This window comes from Occallatibacter sp. FHG110214_02 (genome assembly GCF_059115385.1).
The window spans coordinates 20,996-38,577 of record NZ_JBZYWK010000024.1 but is presented as its reverse complement, the minus strand read 5'-3'; the positions used below and the strand labels follow the sequence as shown (position 1 = coordinate 38,577).

Annotated in this window: 14 protein-coding genes; 6 read left to right on the top strand and 8 right to left on the bottom strand. The window is 59.3% G+C overall.

All coding sequences use genetic code 11. The features are described 5' to 3' along the window. Positions 1–50: 50 nt before the first annotated feature. Positions 51–575, bottom strand: coding sequence for a type VI secretion system tube protein Hcp (locus AC5S3R_RS17410; protein ID WP_494268430.1), 525 nt, complete (start codon positions 573–575; stop codon positions 51–53). A gap of 247 nt (positions 576–822) precedes the next feature. On the opposite strand from AC5S3R_RS17410, the gene AC5S3R_RS17405 reads away from it, so the two are divergent. The 5 genes from AC5S3R_RS17405 to AC5S3R_RS17385 all read left to right on the top strand — a co-directional run bounded on the left by AC5S3R_RS17405 (position 823) and on the right by AC5S3R_RS17385 (position 8,225). Further along, positions 823–1,935 carry a mechanosensitive ion channel family protein gene (locus AC5S3R_RS17405; RefSeq protein ID WP_494268429.1) on the top strand — a complete coding sequence of 371 codons (1,113 nt, stop codon included), beginning with the start codon at positions 823–825 and terminating at the stop codon, positions 1,933–1,935. Positions 1,936–1,957: 22 nt separating this feature from the next. Continuing rightward, positions 1,958–2,821, top strand: coding sequence for a tRNA pseudouridine(38-40) synthase TruA (truA, locus tag AC5S3R_RS17400; protein WP_494268428.1), 864 nt, complete (start codon positions 1,958–1,960; stop codon positions 2,819–2,821). Between the two features lie 2 nt (positions 2,822–2,823). Next, positions 2,824–4,107 carry a M20/M25/M40 family metallo-hydrolase gene (locus AC5S3R_RS17395; protein ID WP_494268427.1) on the top strand — a complete coding sequence of 428 codons (1,284 nt, stop codon included), beginning with the start codon at positions 2,824–2,826 and terminating at the stop codon, positions 4,105–4,107. 79 nt (positions 4,108–4,186) lie between these two features. After that, positions 4,187–5,866: an amidohydrolase gene (locus AC5S3R_RS17390; RefSeq protein ID WP_494268426.1), complete on the top strand. Its 1,680-nt coding sequence runs from the start codon at positions 4,187–4,189 to the stop codon at positions 5,864–5,866. A 310-nt stretch (positions 5,867–6,176) separates the two neighbouring features. Further along, entirely contained in the window at positions 6,177–8,225 is a 2,049-nt protein-coding gene (locus AC5S3R_RS17385; protein WP_494268425.1) for a TolC family protein, read from the top strand. Between the two features lie 81 nt (positions 8,226–8,306). Here AC5S3R_RS17385 and aroA read toward each other — a convergent pair whose 3' ends face one another. The 7 genes from aroA to uvrB form a co-directional block, all read right to left on the bottom strand. After that, on the bottom strand, positions 8,307–9,608 hold the full coding sequence (gene aroA, locus AC5S3R_RS17380; protein ID WP_494268424.1) for a 3-phosphoshikimate 1-carboxyvinyltransferase: 1,302 nt from the start codon (positions 9,606–9,608) through the stop codon (positions 8,307–8,309). A 427-nt stretch (positions 9,609–10,035) separates the two neighbouring features. Continuing rightward, positions 10,036–11,277 carry a peptidase associated/transthyretin-like domain-containing protein gene (locus tag AC5S3R_RS17375; protein ID WP_494268423.1) on the bottom strand — a complete coding sequence of 414 codons (1,242 nt, stop codon included), beginning with the start codon at positions 11,275–11,277 and terminating at the stop codon, positions 10,036–10,038. Positions 11,278–11,309: 32 nt separating this feature from the next. Further along, positions 11,310–11,588: a hypothetical protein gene (locus AC5S3R_RS17370; RefSeq protein WP_494268422.1), complete on the bottom strand. Its 279-nt coding sequence runs from the start codon at positions 11,586–11,588 to the stop codon at positions 11,310–11,312. A gap of 3 nt (positions 11,589–11,591) precedes the next feature. Further along, positions 11,592–12,113 (bottom strand): cytochrome c-type biogenesis protein CcmH, encoded by a 522-nt coding sequence (locus AC5S3R_RS17365; protein WP_494268421.1) that lies wholly within the window; start codon positions 12,111–12,113, stop codon positions 11,592–11,594. 68 nt (positions 12,114–12,181) lie between these two features. Then, a complete protein-coding gene (locus AC5S3R_RS17360) occupies positions 12,182–14,242 on the bottom strand; it encodes a heme lyase CcmF/NrfE family subunit (protein WP_494268420.1) in 2,061 nt (686 codons plus the stop codon). A 239-nt stretch (positions 14,243–14,481) separates the two neighbouring features. After that, a complete protein-coding gene (locus tag AC5S3R_RS17355; RefSeq protein ID WP_494268419.1) occupies positions 14,482–14,901 on the bottom strand; it encodes a response regulator in 420 nt (139 codons plus the stop codon). 217 nt (positions 14,902–15,118) lie between these two features. Next, a complete protein-coding gene (gene uvrB / locus AC5S3R_RS17350) occupies positions 15,119–17,110 on the bottom strand; it encodes an excinuclease ABC subunit UvrB (protein ID WP_494268418.1) in 1,992 nt (663 codons plus the stop codon). 115 nt (positions 17,111–17,225) lie between these two features. Here uvrB and AC5S3R_RS17345 point away from each other — a divergent pair, with 115 nt between their 5' ends. Next, entirely contained in the window at positions 17,226–17,582 is a 357-nt protein-coding gene (locus tag AC5S3R_RS17345) for a PadR family transcriptional regulator (protein ID WP_494268417.1), read from the top strand.

Below are 17,582 nucleotides of genomic sequence, written 5' to 3'. Positions count from 1 at the left end.
AAGCCCCGCGCCAGCATGACAGGCGCGGGGCTCGTGGCGGTACGTTGTGTTTATACGGGACGGTTGTTGATAACGTTCCATCCGCCGCTGCTGGGGTCCATATCTACTCCGCCGTCATCCTGGCCGTTGGACTCAACTTCGATCTTTCCGTAGCTGAGTTGCACGTCGAGGAAAGAAGTGGATTGCTGGCCGAAGGAGGGTGAGCTTTTGCCGCCTGCCGTCACGCTGGTCACAAGGATGTCGGTAAAGGTGTAGACGATGGTGTCGCCGTTGGCGCGGACGGTGAGCTTGCAGGTCTCCAGATTTCTGCCCGTGGTGACCAGTTGAAAGAAGGGAATAAAGTTCACGAGCGACGTGTGAATGCGGAGCGGCATGACGGTGACTTTGCCCGCTCCCGCGCCGCTGGATTGCGAACCGATGTTGGACGTGTTGGTGAAGGCGAGGTCGTAAAAGCTGAGGTTGGCCTTGACGTTATCCGAGCATGAGAGTTGGCCTACCGTGGCTGCGTGTGCGGCAAGGCCGCACAGAACCAGCACGCAGGCAAGAGAAAGGCAGAGACGAGAGATGAATTTCACAATAATCCTCCTGGACAGGCGTATATCCCGCAGCGCCTTCGGAGGGCAGCTCTACGAGCGAACTAAAGATTGGAATTTGGCTGGAGCCCAGCGCTTGGCTCTACCCAGTAGTGCCGTTTCGTGTCAATATGTTTCAACGCCTTTGAAAAAGGGGCGGCGTGCTGGTTCCCCAGGCAGCCCGTCTATCTTTTTGTGCGTCTTATATTTGCTGCGTGGAAGTCGTTAGATTAGAGGAGGAGTGGAGCGAATGGACAGAATAGCCTTTTCCGCGCAAGACTGGCTGTTTGTCATCTTTTTGCTGTGCGCGGCGCTGGTTTTCAGCAACATGATCCACACGCTTGTTTTCCAGTTGCTGAAGCGAAACCAGCAGGAAAGCCTGAAGCGGTTTGTTGAGATACAGAAGTCTTTGACGCGGCCGGCGCGGCTTGTCTTTGTGATCATGGGTCTGCGCATTGTGCTGCCGTTTGTGCCGCAGGTGCCGGCACTGTGGAAGGACCGCACCGAGCAGGGCATTGAAATTGCGCTGGTGCTGGCACTGGGGTGGCTGGCAATCTCCGGCATTTATCTCTTTGAAATGCTGACGCTGCGCCGTTTTGACGTAACGGTGAAGGACAACCTGCGCGCGCGGCGTGTGCATACGCAGATGCAGTTCATCCGGCGCATGCTGATTGGCGGCGTGGTGGTGCTGGGCGCCGTGGGAATGCTGTGGAGCTTTCACGACATGACGTTGTGGAAGTGGGGCACAGGGTTGCTGGCTTCGGCAGGATTGGCTTCGCTGGTGCTGGCGGCGGCGGCCAAGTCCACGGCGTCCAACGTGCTGGCAGGCCTGCAGATTGCCATGAGCGAGCCCATTCGCATTGATGACGTGGTGGTTGTCGAGGGCGAGTGGGGAAAGATTGAGGAGATTACCAGCACGTATGTCGTGGTGAAGATTTGGGATGAGCGACGGCTGGTGGTGCCGCTGAGTTATTTCATTGAGCATCCTTTTCAAAACTGGACTCGGAAGCGCGCCGACATTCTGGGTACTGCGTTTTTGTACGTGGATTACATGGTGCCCGTGGAGCCGATGCGTGAAGAGTTGGCGCGGATTGTGCGCGAGACGCAGCTTTGGGATGGGCGGGTTTGCGTTTTGCAGGTGACGAATCTGACCGAGCGCACGATGGAGATTCGCTGCCTGGTGAGTTCGAGCGGGTCTTCGGAGAACTTTGATTTGCGCTGCCTGGTGCGCGAAAAGATGATTGAGTTTTTGCGGCGGGAGTATCCCGAGGCGCTGCCTACGCTGCGGATTGAGATGCCGGAGAGTAGGGGACTGGGTGCAGGGGACAGGGTACAGGAAAGCATGCGTAATTTGCTGTCGTGAGCCGGTCAGATAGTCTGGAACTGTGAGTGATTTGGCATTGACGGAAGAGCCCTCGGCACAGAACTGGAAGCTGATTGTTGCCTATGACGGCACGGATTACAAAGGCTGGCAGGTGCAGCCGGGGCAGGTTACGGTTCAGGGCGAGTTGCAGGAAGCGTTGGGCCGCGTGACGGGCGAAGCTCCGCTGCCGCAAGGATCAGGGCGCACGGATGCGGGCGTGCATGCAATGGCTCAGGTGGCCAGCTTTGAGCTGCAGGCACGGATTCCGGAAGAGAATCTGCAGCGGGCGCTGAACCGCACGCTGCCCGAGTCGATTCGCGTAATTTCAGCGGAGCGTGTGGCGGCGGAGTTTCATGCGCGGCATTCGACGACTGCGAAGACGTATGAGTATCGTGTCTTTGCGGAGCGCGTGAACGATGAGCCGAGGCGCATCTGTCCTCCGTTTTTGTCGCGCTATGTGCTGGCGTATCCGTGGCCTTTGGATTTAGCTGCGTTGAATGAAGCGGCGAAGGCGTTTCTCGGCACGCATGATTTTTTGAGCTTTACCGCGACGGATCCGGACCAGGCGAGCCGCGAGCAAATGGAGCGTGGCCTGCTTGTGGATGAAGATGGCGAGCCGATAAAGAACGCGATTCGCACGGTATGGGGATCGGCGTGGCATGAAGAGCGGAGCACGGATGGCCTGCTGATGATCTATCGCGTGCGTGGCAGCGGGTTTTTGCATCACATGGTGCGGAATATGGTGGGCACAATGCTGGATGTGGGGCGCGGGTATACGCGGGCTGAGGAGATTGCGGGGATGATTGCTGCGCGTGCGCGTGCGGCTGCCGGGCCGACGGCTCCTGCGCGGGGATTGTTTATGCATTCGGTGGAGTATGCGGAGTAAGCATGGCTGCTAACCTGAAGACAGAGCGCATGCCGAATTCTGCCGCAGCTATGTTTTCCCGCGTGACGTCATTGGCCGCTGAACGCTTTGTGCATGCGGCCTTTGCGTGGATTCACGCGAACCCCAAGACGATTCTCGACTGGCAGGCGGAAGTGTCTTCGATTCCCGCGCCGCCGTTTGGAGAAAAGGCTCGCTCGGAATGGATGGCGGAGCGCTTTGGCGAAGCGGGGCTCGTCGATGTGCAGATAGATGAAGTCGGCAACGTGCTTGGCTTTTTGCCCGCACCACATTTGAGCGCGGAGAGCACGGGGCCGATTGTCGTTCTGTCAGCGCACCTCGACACGGTCTTTCCGGCAGATACTCCGCTGCATCCGATTTTGCGGCGCATTGAGGGCACGGACAGGCTGGAAGTTCCCGGCGCAAGCGATAACGGCGCAGGTATTGTAGGCATGCTGGCGATTGCGCATGCATTGGCCGCCGTTGGAGCGCAGTTGCCCGCGCCGCTGGTCTTTCTTGGCAATGTGGGCGAAGAGGGCGAGGGCGACCTGCGCGGCGTGCGGCATTTCTATGCGCAGAGCAAGCTGGCCGGACGAGTGGCCGCGCATGTGGTGCTGGATGGCGCAGGCACGGATGGTGCGGTAACACAGGCGCTGGGCAGCAGGCGTTTTCGCGTGACCATGAAAGGGCCGGGTGGGCATAGCTTTACCGATGCAGGTACGCCGAACCCGATTGCAGCGCTTGCCGATGCGCTTGCTGATGTGTCGCGCACTAGGTTGCCGCAAGAACCGAGGACGACGATGAACCTTGGCACGATTCACGGCGGTACCAGCGTGAATTCGATACCGGAGTCTGCGACGGGTGCGATTGATTTCCGTTCGACAAGCGCGGAGGAACTGGTGCGGCTGGAGGTTGCTCTCTATCGCGCCGTGGAAGATGCCGTGGACCATGCGAACCAGCGTGCGTTGAAAGCTCGCAGCAGCCTGACCTTTGAGATTGAGCGCATTGGAAACCGTCCTGCGGCGCGTTTGCCGGAAGAGAGCGCATTGCTGATAGCGCTGCGTGCTGTGGACCGGCATCTGGGATTGGCAACTTCGCTGCGGCTTGGTTCGACCGATGCCAACTGGCCGTTGTCGCGGGGAGTGCAGGCAATGTCGCTGGGCGCGGGCGGCGATGGCGGCGGAGCGCATACGCTGGCGGAGTGGTACGAGGATAAGAACCGCGAGATTGCGCTACGGCGGATTCTGTTGCTGCTGTTGACGATGACGGAATGGGCTTCAGAGCAGTAAACAGGGTTCAGAAGCCGATGCCTGATTGCCAGAATTGTTTGTGACCAATGTGAGAGTCACTTTCTGCTAGTCTTTGCGCATGCGAATTTCTGCCTTGCTGCTTGCTGCTGTAACGGTGTCGACGCAATCTGCGCCCAGGACACCGGCCCCTGACGATATCTATTTCAACGCCCGTATTTACACGGGCAACGGACTGGCGGAAGACAAGCCGGAAGTTGTCGAAGCGATTGCTGTTGCAGGTGGCAAGGTTGTGGCGGCTGGAGCGAACGGCGAAATCAAGCAACTGGCGGATGCGCATACGCGGCTGCATGATGTGGATACGGCTCGGACGGGTGTGTATGTGTTTCCGGGGTTTGAGGATGCGCATACGCACCTGGGCAGCGCGGGGCAGACCAAGCTCAATGTGGACCTGACGGGCGTGAAGTCACTGGCGGAGATGCTGGCCGTGGTGCAGAAGTTTGCCGATGCGGCTCCAGCAGGGCATTGGCTGACGGGCGGCAACTGGGACCATACTTTGTGGACTCCTGCGGTGCTGCCTACGCGGCAGGATTTGGATAAAGTTACTGGGAATCATCCGGCGTATCTCGAACGCATTGACGGGCACATTGCAATTGCGAACACGGCTGCGCTGAAAGCAGCGCGGATTACGGGAAAGACCATCGCTCCGCAGGGCGGCAAGATTGACCTCGATGCTAGCGGTGAGCCTACGGGGATTTTGCGCGAGACGGCAAAGGCGCTGCTGGCAAGGCTGGTTCCGCCGCCTACCGCTGCGGAGCGCAGGCACGGAGATGAGCTGGCCATTGACGATGCGCTTTCGCATGGCGTGAGCTCGGTTCAGGACTTGTCGGACTGGGAAGACTTTCTCGTGTTTGAGCGGATGGAGAAGGAAGGCAAGCTTGGCCTGCGCATCTCGGAATGGCTACCGTTTGAGCTTCCGCTGGACACGCTGAAGAAGATGCGGGCGCATCATGACGCGAATGACCCGCTGCTGCATACCGGCATGCTGAAGGGATTTATGGATGGCTCGCTCGGCTCGCGTACAGCGGCGATGAAGGAGCCGTTTGCCGATGATGCGAAGAACGCCGGGCTCGCGCGTTTCAATCAACCGGAGCTGAACAAACTTGCAGTGGAGCGGGCGCAGGCCGGCTTTCAGTTGGGCTTTCATGCCATTGGCGACAAGGCCGCGGCAATGGCGCTGGATGCGTTTTCGCAGCCCGGAGTTTCGACGTCAGCGCGCAACCGCATCGAGCATGCGCAGGTGGTGGATCCTGCCGACATTCCACGATTCAAGCAGTTAGGCGTAATCGCCTCCATGCAGCCGAACCACCTGTTGACCGACATGAACTGGGCGGAGAGCCGTTTGGGACTGCAGCGGGCGGCCTACTCGTACGCGTGGAAGTCATTTCTGGATGCCGGTGTGTCGCTTGCCTTCGGAACAGATTATCCCGTCGAGCCGGTGACGCCCTTCCGCGGACTTTATGCCGCAGTGACTCGCATGAATGAGGCGGGCACGAAGACTTATTTCCCGGAGAATAAGCTGACACGCGGGCAGGCGCTCTATGCCTACACGCAGGGCTCGGCGTATGCGGAGTTTGCGGAGAAGCGCAGAGGCAAGCTGGCTCCGGGCTTTGAGGCGGACTTCATCCTTGTTGACCGCGATTTGTATACGGTGGATGCGCCGGCGATTTTGAAGACGCGGGTGCTGAGTACGGTGGTTGGTGGGCGCGAGGTTTATCGGGCTTCAGAGAAAGTCAATTAAAAAAATCGCCGATTTTGTTGAATTTCAACGTCCAAAGTTCAGCAATATCCTGTTGATCCTGCTTCCCGTAAAGCAATCGGCACTGGGATATACTCAACTATCCGCTTCTCTTGGGGAAAATCGGCTGCAAAATTTCGGGAACGAAACCCAGTTGCGGCGCGTATGGATGAGGGAAGCAGGCACTCGGCAAGCTACCGGCTGCGGTGCGCACTGGCGCTTACGATGGGAGAGTTTTTGTGGCCGGAGAAGCCTTTCCGCCGCATTCACGAATGGCACCCCACATGCCTTAACAATTTTGTGGAGAGGAAACATGAATTTGAAAGGTACGGGTGTGTTGAAACACTATCAGCCGGTGGAAAAGCTGCGTGCTCTGGCTCTTGTGATGCTGACATTGGCCTCGGGAGCGCCGGGCGGATACGCCCAGCAGCAGGCTGCTACGACGCCTGCCGACAAGCAGGCCTCCGCGCTGCCGGTCGAGCCGCAGCCCAAGCTCACCGAGCCACTATGGCTGCGGCCTTCTTCGCGGGACTTTACCAAGCCCGCCGGACCGCTTTTGGGAAATCCCATTAAGCCTTACATGCCGACCACCGTGGATAAGGCGAACTTCGCCAACTCGGTGCGTCTGACCGACCTAGTGAAGGACGGGAAGATTTACTTAAGCCTTTCCGACGCAATTGCGCTGGCGATTGAGAACAACTACGACATTGCGATTGAGCGCTATTACCTGGACATCGCGGATCTGGATTATGCGCGTGCCAAGGCGGGTTCTGGATTAAAGGGCGTTGGCGCGGCGGTTCTGCAGAACACCATCGGCGGTACTTCGCAGACGCTGGGCACGAGCGGCGCTCCAGGCAGCACTGCAGGCGCTACGGCCGGTTCTTCCGGTCTTGTGATTACCAGCGATGGCGCGGGACCGGCTCCTACCAATCGTGACCCGGTGGTTACCGGGACCATTCAGTTGGAGAGAGCATCGTCGCCCACGGTCAGCGCTCTGCAGCCGGCTTCTTCGACCAATACCGACCAGTACAACTTTACCTACAATCAGGGATTTGTTACCGGCGCGACGCTCGGCATTACCTGGAACAACGAGCGCATTACGAGTAACAACTACTTCAACAGCTATAGCCCGCAGCTCAGCTCCAACTTCCGGGCTACGGTTACGCAGCCGCTGTTACAGGGCTTTGGCACGTGGATCAACAAGCGGTTCATGTATGAAGCTGTGATTAATCGTCGCATTACAGACTCCACCTTCCGCCAGCAGATTCTCACCACGGTCAACCAGGTGGAGAACATCTACTGGGTTGTGGTGAGCGCCTATGAAGACGTGCAGGCCAAACAGGAAGAGCTGGACCAGAGCACGCAGGTATTGAGCGATACGCAGAAGCAACTGCAGATCGGCACCATGGCTCCGTTGGATGTGGTCAACGCGCAGTCCACGGTAGCAACGGATAAGCAGAGCCTGATTAGCTCGCAGAGCAACTTGAACTACCAGCAGCTTGTCTTGAAGCAGGCGATTGCGCGCAACCTGAACGACCCCACGCTGGTGGCTGCGCCGATTATCCCCACAGACCGCGTGAGCCTTGCTGAACTGCCGGAAGAGGGCCAGAGTGCGGAAGACCTGGTGCAGGAGGCCTTCAAGAACCGTCCGGAGCTGGAGCAGGCTGCGCTTTCCATCAAGAAGGATGAGATTACGCTGAAGGGCGCTCGCAATGCCTTGCTGCCAACGTTGAACGTGCAGGCTTTCTACGGAGCCAGCGCGTATGGCGGCTCGCAAAGCCCGAACTGCTACGACCTCCTGACGGGTCAGCCCTGCGATCCGAACACGGTGCCTACGATTGGTTATGGCAGTGTCCTGCAGAACCTGGGTAACAGCAGCGCGCCCGATAAGGGTGTTGCGTTCACGTTTAATATTCCGATTCGCAACCGGACGGCTCAGGCGGACCAGGCACGGTCCCTGATTGAGTATCGGCAGGCGGAACTGCGCTTGGAGCAGTTTTACACGCAGATTCGCATGCAGGTGGTGAACCAGAAGTATGCGCTGACCAACGACCGCGCCAAGGTGCAGGCGGCACAGGCGGCGCAGGAATATGCGCGGCAGAGCCTGGATGCGGAGAAGAAGAAGTTGCAATATGGAGCTTCGACATCGACGACGGTGCTGCAGAAGCAGAGCAGCCTGGCTACGGCGGAGAACAGCTTGATTGCGGCGAACCTGCAGTATGCGCAAGACCGTGCGCTGCTCTATCAACTGCTGGCTAGCACGCTGGACCACTACGGAATCAATCTGAACGATGCCGCTGCGGGACAGGTCAATGCAGCTCCATTGGTGCCGGGATTGTTGCCTGCTAAGCAGACGCGATAGAACGTGAAACGAAATGAAAAAGCCCGGCGCAAGCCGGGCTTTTTCATTTTTGGGCTAATAGCTAACAGCTAGAAGCTGTCTTTACCGCTCCGCAACCTGGTCGAGCAGCGTGAAGAACTCAGGGAAGCTGATAGCCGTCGATTCCGCGCCTACAATACGGCTTTCGCCTTCGGCACGGAGAGCTGCGACAGAGAAGGCCATCGCGATGCGGTGGTCGCCGCCGGAGTCGATGGTTGCGCCATGCAGTGCCTGCCCGCCCGGAACGTCGAGGCCGTCTTCGAACTCTTCTACCTCTGCGCCCATCGCACGCAAGTTCTGCGCGACCAGGGCGATGCGGTCGGATTCTTTTACGCGGAGCTCTTTGGCGTCGCGAATGCGGATGCCGCCGCTGGTGTAAGGGGCGATGGCGGCGAGGACGGGGAGCTCGTCGATGAGCTGCGCGGCGAGGCCGCCGGTGATGCTGGTGGAGCTGAGGCCTTCGGGTGGGGCGGTGATTTGCACAGTGCCGACCAGCTCGGCGTTTTTCTCTTCGAGATTGAGGACGGCGATGTGCGCGCCGAGGGCGGTCAGGACATCAAGCAGCGTGGCGCGCGTGGGGTTGAGGCCCAGCAGGTCGAGGACGAGGCTGGAGCCGGGGAAAAGCGCGGCGGCGCAGAGGAAGAAGGCGGCTGAGGAGATGTCGCCGGGGACGGCGGACTCGATGGCGTGGAGTTTTTGCGGGCCGGAGATGGAGATGGAGTTCGAGGTGCGCTCGACGTTGGCTCCGAAGGCGCGGAGGGCCAGCTCGCTATGGTCGCGGGTGCGGATGGCTTCGCGAACGGTGGTGGTTCCGGCGGTTTGGAGGCCGGCTAGCAGGATGGCGCTTTTGACCTGCGCGCTGGGAACGGGTGTGGTGTAGTCGATGGCCTGGAGCGGGCCGCCGTGGATGGTGAGCGGGGCATGGCCTTCGGTGAGGGTGAGTTTTGCGCCCATTTCGGCGAGGGGCTTTTGAATGCGGCCCATGGGGCGCTTGGAGAGCGAGGCGTCGCCGATGAGGGTAAAGGTGCCTTCCTGCGGGGCGAGGAGGCCGGAGATCATGCGCATCGATGAGCCGGAGTTGCCGCAGTCGAGGTCCTGCGCGGACGGCGATACTTTTCCTGCTACGCCTGTAATTTCGACAACGCCGTCGCCGAGTTTGTTGACCTTTGCGCCCAGCTGCTGCATGCAGGCGAGGGTGCTGGCGCAGTCGGCTCCGGTGGAGAAGTTGGAGAAGCGGGAGGTGCCTTCGGCGAAGGCGGCGAGCATGCCGTAACGGTGGCTGATGGACTTGTCGCCGGGCAGGCGCAGGGTGCCGAAAATGTTGCGCGCCGGGCGGATGATGCGTTCTTCGACTGCTGTGTGCACGGGGGCTCCGATGTGTGGACTGAGTTCTAGTTTATCAAGCACTGCGCGTGCGGCGGACTGCGCCAGCGGCGCGGTTCGTGGCATGGGAATGGATGTGTGATTCCACGTTTCCGGGGCGGGAGATGTGGAATCGCAAATAAAAAAGCAGGTCCTTCGACTCACCACCCCCGAGCTGAAATGCGCTCGCGGCCCCGTTCGCTCAGGATGACACGGCTTATTTTTTGCGGGTGAACCTGGATTGGGAGAACGGGCGGGAGTGCCTTCTCACCCATGCGCCAAAAGCTGCGCATGAGTGGGGCATCCGGCTTCGTCTTTTGTGGGGAGCGGGCGAAAGGCCCGTGGCTAAAGCCACGTCTTGTTTTGTGCTTGATTCAGGGGCCTGAAGGCCCCTGCTCCCTCCGGAAAGACAACGGCTTGCCTATTTGTATTATGAATTACGCTTGAGGGCGGTTTTCAGCACGGTTTCTAGTGCGGCTTTCTGCTGGGCGTATTCATCTTCGGCGATGGTGCCGGAGAGTTTGGCGCTTTCGAGGGAGAAAAGCTCTTCCTTGAGTGCGGTGAGCAGGGCGGCGTTTTGGGTCGCGGGCGTGGTGGGGGTGGGGACGGAGGCTGCTGTGGGTGCGGTAGTGGCGGGTGTGTTGGGCGCACCTGCGGGCTTGCGGAGCAGGAAGGCTGCTACGGCTGCGAGAAGGAGGCCTACACCGCCCAGAATCCACCACTTGTACTTTGTGAGCGGGTCGGGCTGGTTGTTGGGCTCGCCGATGCCGCCGCCGGGGCCGCTTTGCTGCGCTGCTTGCGAGTCATTGCCGCCGCCCTGGGCTTCGCGGGGGACGGAGCCTTCGCCGCTGACTGTGAAGGAGATGGACTGGCCGGGCTTTGCGCTCTTCAGCAGGAAGATCTGAAAGGACGGGTCGCGTTGCAGGGGCTGGAAGCTGAGGCCGTCGGCGGCCTTGAAGCTCATGGCCTTGGGGAGCTGCACGACAAAGTTATCGACAGGAAGCGAGAGCGTGGGCTTGAAGGTGTACGAACCGGAATAAGGCAGGTGGAACTGGACCTGGAAGATGGTCATCTTGTTTTCACTGGCGTCCGGGTCAATGGGGATGGTGAAGGTGTAGTGGTTCTTTTCCGCGAGCGGCTTGGGCATAGCCATGGTGGGCATGCCGGTGGGGCGCGTGGCTTCGGCGGCGTCGAGCACGGCGCCTTCGGGGAGGGCAAATTCAAAGGGCTTGTCGCTGAACTGCGAGACGGCGGGCGAACTGGTGTTGTGCACGACGAACTGCTCGGTGACGACGAGCTGGCCGTTCTGGGTTTCCATGCCGAAGATCTGGTCTTCAATGGAGACGCCGTCTACCTTGGCTTTCACGTCGTAGACGCTGACGTCGCCGGAAGGGCCGCCGGCGGCGATGAAGAAGGGCGCGCCCTGGTGCGTGACGCGGACCAGGTACGGGCCTGCGCCGGGCATGTTGAGGGTGTAGTGGCCCTTGGAGTCGGAGGTCGTTTTCGCAACAGTGCTCATGCTCGCCTGTACGTCGATGAGCTCGACGGTGTCGCCGGAGGATGTTTTGCCGGTGGTCTTGTTGTTGACCGTGCCGGAGGTGGCGGCGGCGTGCGCAAATGCGGCGGAAAGGGCGAGAGAAACAGCGGCCAGTGCGAAGCGGGAAGAGTTCATTGTGTGTCGGTCAATCCTTCTTACGTTGTCGCTTATGCCTGTTGCAGGTGCTCGATTTCGGCGAGCAGTTGGGCGGTTTCGTTTTCGAGAGCGGAGCGCTGGGCTTCGAAATCTTCTTCGGGGTACTTTCCGGCTCGGTATTCGAAGTTGAGGTCGCGCAGGTTTTCGTAAAGCTGCTCTTTGCGCTCCAGAAGGTAGTCGAGACGCGTCTTCTGGCGCTGTGCGGCGAAGCTGTTTTCCGGCCAGAAGGTGTAGACGAAGGTGCCGAGGAGCAAGAGGAGTCCGGTAAGGAGTCCGGCAGTTGAGGACATGGGTTAGAAACCTCCATCCCCGCCGGTTTCGCGGCGGATTTTATCGCGCAGGGCTGCGGCTTCAGGGCTTGGATCGGTCGCAAGCGACGCGGTTTGCTGGCGGCTGGTGGCCCACTGCTTTGCTACCAGCAGTGTTCCGAGCACGGCGGCGAGGAATACTGCGAAAGGCGCGATCCAGGCGACGAGGTTGAAGCCCTTGGTGGTGGGCGCGGCGAGAACGGTGGCGCCGTATTTCCCTTCAAAGTTGTCGAGGATTTGCTGGTCGGTCTGGCCGCCCTGAATGGACTGGGCAAGCTCGTCGCGCATGCGGCCGGAGTCGGGGCAGCCAACGTGGTTGCATTCGCCGAGAAGCTGCGCGCAGCCGCAGGTGCACATCATGCGGCGGCCGAGGTCGTTGAAGCGGTCGCCGGCGCTGGATGCGCCGAGAGTGAAACAGATGGCTACCGCTAATGCGACGGCCTGTGTGGCTTTGATGAGAGCGTAGGGGAGTGCTTTCCCATTCGTGTTCACAAAATGAGTGAACACGAATGGGGCACCCAGAGCTGTTTTGAGGACGCTTGTTTTGGAAGAGGCTTGACTGCGAATCCCGTGCATCAGTCGCCTCCCTTGAGGGCGGGCGTGGCGGTTGCGCGGGGTGCGGTTGCGCGAACGGCAGCGGTGGATGGCGAGAGTGACGGAGTGAGTGCGATGAGTGAGCCGACGACCATGATTGTCCAGCCGAACCAGATCCAGCCTACGAGCGGATTCAAGATCGCTTTGATGATGGGCTGGCTGGTGTCGGGATTGACGCCTTCATAGACGACGTACAGGTCCCACTCGGGCGTGGAGCGGATGGCAACCATGGTTTGCGGTTGCTGGCTGGCGAGATAGACGCGCTTTTCCGGCGTCATCTGCGTAACGTGCTTGCCGTTGGAGGTGACGTCGAGGATGGCGAACTCGGAGTTGTAATTGTTGTTCGAGTCCTGCGAGAAGCCGAGGCACTCAAGCTGGTAGGGGCCGAGGTTGATCTTGGAGTGGAGGCCCATTTCCTGCTCGATGTTGCGATTGAAGGCTGTACCCGCAAAGCCAATGATGGAGATGACCAGGCCGATGTGGATGAGGTAGCCACCATAGCGGCGCGTGTTGCGGCGGGTCAGCAGGAACAGGGAGGCGAAGAGGTTTTTACCTGTCTGCTTGGAGATGACTCCGGCGCTGCGGAGGAATTCGCTGGTGATGGCTGTGAGTACGGCTGCAGCCAAGGCGAATGCGACCAGTGCGTAGAAGGTGCCGGTCTGGAATTCGCCGTCTCTCCACGGGCGGACGCCCGCGATGATTGCGACGATGACTGTTGCCCAGAGCGCGATGCACGGGATGACAAAGTTGCGACGGATGGCGCGGAGCGATGCGGAGCGCCACGGCAGCAGCGGGCCTACGCCGGTGAGGAAGAGCAGGAAGAGGCCGATGGGGATGGCGACGTTGTTGTAGAACGGTGCGCCTACGGTGACTTTGGTGCCTTGCACGTATTCGCTCAGAACGGGGAAGAGCGTGCCCCAGAGAATCACGAAGCAGGCGATGAGCAGAACAATGTTGTTGAAGAGGAAGCTGGACTCGCGGCTGACGAGCGATTCAATCTGGTTGTCGGCTTTGAGGTGGTCTTTCTGCAGGATGAAGGTGAAGAGGCAGACGGCGAGGACGATGCCGAGGAAGACGTAGAACCAGGTTCCAATGGAGGACTGCGCGAAGGCGTGGACGGAGCTGACGAGTCCGGCGCGGGTGAGCAGCGTGCCTACGATGGTGAGCATGAAGGTGGCAAAGATGAGCCAGACGTTCCAGACCTTCATCATGCCGCGTTTTTCCTGCATCATTACCGAATGCAAAAATGCGGTGGCTACGAGCCAGGGCATGAAGCTGGCGTTTTCTACCGGGTCCCAACCCCAGTAGCCGCCCCAACCGAGCACCGCATAAGCCCAGTGCATGCCGAGGAAAATGCCGCAGGTGAGGAAGGTCCACGTGACCATTGTCCAGACGCGGGTGATGCGAATCCACTTTTCACCGGGGTAGCGCATCATGAGCGCGCCGAGTGCGAAGGCGAAGGGAACGGAGAAGCCTACGTAGCCGAGGTAGAGCATCGGCGGGTGAATGACCATCTCCGGGTATTGGAGGAGAGGATTGAGGCCGTTGCCATCCGGAGGAATCTCGCCTTTCAGAACTGAGAAGGGCGGGGCGGCGAAGTTGAGCAGCGCGAGGAAGAAGACCTGGATGCCAGAGAGGATGGTTCCGGCGTAGGCGTAGAGCTTGACGTCATTCTTATGCGTGAGGCGGAGGATGAAGCCGTAGCCCGCGAGAAGCCATGCCCAGAGGAGCAGCGAACCTTCCTGGCCGCTCCACAATGCTGAAAACTTGTAGGCCGCGGGCAGTGCGCGGTTGGAGTGCTCAAGGATATAGAGGATGGAGAAATCATTGGCGAAGACGGACCAGACCAGCGCGAAGGCTGCGCAGGTGACGGCGGCGAAGCTGGCGATGCCGGCGCGGCGGGCGGTGTCGGCCAGCCTTTCCGGCGAGATGCGCGCCGGCTGGCCGGTGGCGATGAGCCGCAAGGCCACAATTCCGGCCAGCAGGTTGTAGGCCGCGAGCGCCAGGGCTACAAGCAGTGCAAAACTACCAAAAGTTGCCATCGGGACTCCAGTTTCGATTTTCGCAGACTCGCGCGGTACTCCGCGCGGCAACTAGATTTTTCTATTTGCCGGTTCAACGCAAAGTTAGCTTAGCGGGAGAACCGCACACAGCCCTGTGCGCCTTATCACAGGGCATCTTCATCCACCTGCCGCAAGCGCGGAAGATGGCGCAACCATATTAAAGTGCGGGGCTATGAGAGCGAGTCGGACTTTTGGTGGAGAGAGGCGGAAAAGCTTTTCTATGCAATGCGCAGTTCGCGTTGCTGGAGCATATTCCGTACAGCGTGGAGCATTTCCTGTGTGGAAGAGGTGGCGGGAAGCAGTTGGACGTTCTCGGAGCCGTATTGGTCAGAACACTCGCCCTTGCGACAGAGCACCAGTACAGGCACGCGCGGGGCGCGGCTAGCAAGCTCGGTGACAAAGGCCGGGCCGGAGAGGCCGGGCATATGCAGAGCCACCATCACAAGCGCAAGATCACGGGCAAAGAGAGGTTGGTCAACGAGAATGAAAGCCTCAGCCGCTCCTGACGCACGCACCACGCGATGGTAGACGGACTCAAGCGCCGCCGTCCTTGCATGGGAGTGGAAAGGATCGTCATCAACCAGCAGAATTGCCGGGGATTGAGGGGCAAGGGCCCAAGGCTTTACAACTGCGTTCAATACACTACGCTCCCTGATTATTCCGATGCCAGCCAGGTAGCAAAAGGTTGCTAGTCTGAAACAAATTAAATCGTTTTAAGTAGGGGGTTCGCGCAGGTATCGAGAAGATAAAGGGTTGCGGGAGGGGCGGGATAGCCGGGCTTTTTGGGGGAGTCTTTTACAAAGCCGGTGCGCCCGTTTTCAGGCCAGGCGCACCGGCAGGAGCAAGTCAAGGAGCTTAGCCGAACAGGAACTCCTTTTCTCGCAGTTCTTTAATGGTGTCGCGGAGCTTTGCAGCCTTCTCAAACTCGAACTTCTTGGCCGCCTCGCGCATCTCGGTTTCCAGCTTGGCAATGTGGGCATCCACCTCTTCCTGCGAGGCAAATTCCGGCATTCCGGCTGCTTCTTCTTCCAGCACTTCGCCGTATTCCGACTTGAGAATCTGCGCCAGTCCCATCTCCATGGAACTGATGACGGACTTCGGCGTAATGCCGTGCTCCTCGTTGTAAGCCTTCTGAATTTCCCGGCGGCGGTCAGTTTCACCGATAGCCCGCTTCATGGAGTCGGTCATCTTATCGGCATATAGGATGGCGCGTCCATGTACATGCCGTGCGGCGCGTCCGATGGTCTGGATGAGCGAGCCGGAAGAGCGCAGAAAGCCTTCCTTATCTGCATCCAGAATGGCGACCAGCGAAACCTCCGGCAGGTCAAGCCCTTCGCGCAGCAGGTTGATGCCGATCAGCACGTCGTACTCGCCCTTGCGCAGCCCCTGCAGCAGCTTCACGCGTTCTAGCGTTTCAATCTCGGAGTGCATGTACCGGCAGCGCACGCCAACCTCGGTGTAATACCCGGCAAGGTCTTCCGCCATGCGCTTGGTGAGCGTGGTTACCAGCACGCGCTGGTTCTTCTTGGCGCGGTCGCGAATCTCAGCCAGCAGGTCGTCAACCTGTCCCTTGACCGGGCGGATTTCAACCTCCGGGTCAATAAGCCCAGTGGGCCGGATAACCTGCTCAACCACAACGCCGGAGGAGCGTGTCAGCTCATAAGGTCCCGGCGTCGCCGAGACGTAGATGGACTGATGAATACGGTTCTCAAACTCCTCAAACTTCAGCGGGCGATTATCCACGGCTGAAGGCAAGCGGAATCCATAATCCACAAGGTTCTGCTTACGCGAGCGGTCCCCGTGCCACATGCCATGTACCTGCGGAATCGTCGCGTGGCTTTCATCAATAAAGAGAACAAAGTCGCGAGGGAAGTAGTCCAGCAGCGTCGGCGGAGCTTCGCCGGGCAGCCGCCCGCTGAAGTGCCGCGAGTAGTTCTCAATGCCGTGGCAGTAGCCCATCGACTTAATCATTTCGAGGTCAAAGCGCGTGCGCTGGTTAACGCGCTGCGCCTCCACCATGCGCCCCTGCGTTTCAAGCTGCGGAACCCACTCGTTCAGCTCCTTCAGGATGGAGTCGATAGCCTCCAGCTTGCGCTCCGGCTGAATCACATAGTGGCTCTTCGGATAGATAGGCAACCGCGAATACTTCTGCTTCACCGTGCCAAACAGCGGGTCAATCTGCGAGAGCGATTCAATCTCGTCACCAAACAACTCAATCCGGTAAGCGCTCTCGTCATACGTCGGATAAACCTCAATCACATCGCCACGCACGCGAAACGCTCCGCGTCGAAAGTCCATATCGTTGCGCTCGTAGAGAATCTCAACAAGCCGCCGCGTAATATCCTTCCGGCTGATGCGCTGGCCTTTTTCCAGCAGCAACAACATGCCGTAATAAGCTTCCGGCGAACCTAGGCCATAGATACAGCTTACCGAGCTGACGATAATCGTGTCGCGGCGTTCAAAGAGGCTGCGCGTAGCAGAAAGCCGCAGCTTGTCCAGCTCTTCATTGATGGTCGCCTCCTTTTCAATGTAGAGGTCGCCGGCGGGAATGTAGGCCTCAGGCTGGTAGTAGTCGTAATAGCTGACAAAGTACTCAACCGCGTTGCCGGGGAAGAACTGCTTGAACTCGTGATAAAGCTGCGCCGCCAGCGTCTTATTGTGCGCCAGGATAAGCGCAGGCCGGTTGCACTCCTCAATTACCTTGGCCATGGTGAAGGTCTTGCCCGAGCCGGTAACGCCAAGCAGAACCTGGTGCTTTTCTCCCGCCGCAAGGCCGCCAACCAGCTCATCGATAGCTTTGGGCTGGTCTCCGCGAGGCTTGTACTGTGTGACTAATTGGAAGTCCATTGCCCAATTAGTATACAGCAAAAGCGAAAATTAGGCGAAAAATTGAAAGGAGGCTGCTTGACAATCCATGGTCGAATATCTACTATCGCTTCTCATCAAGGGTCGAATGTCTTCCATGGCGAAAAAAGAACAGCAACGCGCAAATCTCCTGCAGGGCACGCTGGACATGCTCATTCTGCGAACCCTCCTTTACGGGCCCGCGCACGGCCACCAGATTGGCAAGCACATTCAGCGGACCACAAACGACTTCCTGCAGATGCAGCATGGCTCGTTGTATCCGGCTCTGCATCGCCTTGAAGAGCGTGGTTGGGTCATTTCCAGGTGGGAGATGGCTTCGGACCGCAATCGCGAGTTCAAGTACTACCGCCTGACAGAGAAAGGCAAAAAACAGCTCGTTGTAGAAGAGTCCCAGTGGAAGCAGATGACGGAAGCCGTGGCGCGCGTAATGTGGCCCGTCGCAGAGGAGGGCTGA

Coding starts and splice junctions, on each gene's coding strand:
- AC5S3R_RS17405 (WP_494268429.1), top strand. CDS start 823: ATGGACAGAATAGCCTTTTCCGCGCAAGACTGGCTGTTTGTCATCTTT.
- AC5S3R_RS17370 (WP_494268422.1), bottom strand. CDS start 11,588: ATGTCCTCAACTGCCGGACTCCTTACCGGACTCCTCTTGCTCCTCGGC.
- AC5S3R_RS17360 (WP_494268420.1), bottom strand. CDS start 14,242: ATGGCAACTTTTGGTAGTTTTGCACTGCTTGTAGCCCTGGCGCTCGCG.
- uvrB (WP_494268418.1), bottom strand. CDS start 17,110: ATGGACTTCCAATTAGTCACACAGTACAAGCCTCGCGGAGACCAGCCC.
- AC5S3R_RS17375 (WP_494268423.1), bottom strand. CDS start 11,277: ATGAACTCTTCCCGCTTCGCACTGGCCGCTGTTTCTCTCGCCCTTTCC.
- AC5S3R_RS17345 (WP_494268417.1), top strand. CDS start 17,226: ATGGCGAAAAAAGAACAGCAACGCGCAAATCTCCTGCAGGGCACGCTG.
- AC5S3R_RS17390 (WP_494268426.1), top strand. CDS start 4,187: ATGCGAATTTCTGCCTTGCTGCTTGCTGCTGTAACGGTGTCGACGCAA.
- AC5S3R_RS17385 (WP_494268425.1), top strand. CDS start 6,177: ATGAATTTGAAAGGTACGGGTGTGTTGAAACACTATCAGCCGGTGGAA.
- AC5S3R_RS17395 (WP_494268427.1), top strand. CDS start 2,824: ATGGCTGCTAACCTGAAGACAGAGCGCATGCCGAATTCTGCCGCAGCT.